The following is a 1,456-nucleotide window of genomic DNA, read 5'->3' on the forward strand; positions in this document are numbered from 1 at the left end:
GGGTAAATAAGGAACTTGTAGAAAGGCTTAAGGTGAGAATGGAAGCTCTTAAAAATTTATCCATTCAAAAAACTGCTAAGAAGAAAAGTTTTGATAGACTTTTCAATCAATTGACTGATAAATACCATAAAAAGGATATTGATGAGCTTTACAATTTTCTAAAAGAAAAAGTCAATGAAAATGACAAGAATAGAGCAATTAACGAGTATAGAAAAGAAAAATCTAAGGATATAATTGAAAAAAGAGATAAGCTTAATAAAGAAATAGAAGATTTAGAAAATAAGTTAAACATTATTTTTGAAAAATATGAAGTCACTTCGCTTAGGGAATTAAAGGATAAATACGAAAACAACAATATTTTTGATCTGGAAAAATCTTTAGCATTAAAAAAAGATCTTTACGAGAAAACAAAAATCGAAAATATAAAGTCTGAAGAAATAACACAAACAGATCTTTCTATCAAAGAAATAAATTCTATAATAGATAGCAGAAAATTAAAAATTTCTACACTAAAAGGACAGATTAATTTGTTGGAAGCCTCAGTAAATAAACTTAAAGATTCAGAAGAAGAGAAAGATTATTTAATAAAAGAACTCGAAAAGGTTGAATTTAAAAGGGCTTATACTGAGCTTGCCTACCAAAGGCTTAAAGATTTACTCTTAGAAAATAGAAACAAAATGCTTCCGAGATTAAAGAGTAAAATTGAGGAAATTTTAGGACAGATTACAAAAGAAAAATACAAGAAAATAATTATTGATGATAATTACAATATTTCTTTATATGATGATGAAAATGAAAAGTATGTGAGTATAGAAAATTTGAGCAGAGGTACTATAGACCAACTGTATTTTGCCTTTAGACTTTCATTAATTCACATATTATTTACGGATAATCTTCCCATAATTTTAGATGACCACTTTGCCAATTATGATGATACAAGATTAGAGATGGCACTTGATTATCTAAGGAATTATAAACAGCTTATAATTTTCACATCTAATAAAAGAGAAATTAATATGTTAAATAAAATGAATATCGATTATAATTTAATAAATTTGAGGTGAAAATGATATATGCAATAGCAGATCTGCATTTTGATTTTTCAAAAGAAAAGCCCATGGATGTTTTTGGAGATAATTGGAAAGACCACGATAAAAAGATAATTTCTGATTGGAAAGAAAAGGTTAGAGATGATGATTTGGTACTTTTGCCGGGTGATATCTCCTGGGCTTTAAAACTTAAAGATGCAGTTGATGATTTAAATGTGATAGATTCCCTGCCCGGAAAGAAAATAATTTCAAAGGGAAACCATGATTATTGGTGGTCTTCACTAAATAAAATGAATAATTTAGGCTTTAAGACTATAAAATTTTTATATAATAATACTTATGAATATGAAGATATTTCAATTTGCGGTTGCAGAGGTTGGATATCAAAAGATTCTTTAGAATTTACA

Annotated in this window: 2 protein-coding genes; both read left to right on the forward strand. The window is 27.0% G+C overall.

Annotation, left to right across the window (positions count from 1 at the left end; translation table 11 throughout):
- Window positions 1-1,064 (forward strand): ATP-binding protein (locus HMPREF9131_RS03460; protein WP_009345366.1); only part of this gene is annotated, 1,064 nt, incomplete at its 5' end.
- Between the two features lie 2 nt (window positions 1,065-1,066).
- The coding region (locus HMPREF9131_RS03465) for a metallophosphoesterase (RefSeq protein WP_009345364.1) at window positions 1,067-1,456 on the forward strand (390 nt) is incomplete at its 3' end.

The sequence above is a fragment of the Peptoniphilus sp. oral taxon 836 str. F0141 genome (assembly GCF_000179335.1).
GTDB classification, from domain to species: domain Bacteria; phylum Bacillota; class Clostridia; order Tissierellales; family Peptoniphilaceae; genus Peptoniphilus_A; species Peptoniphilus_A lacrimalis.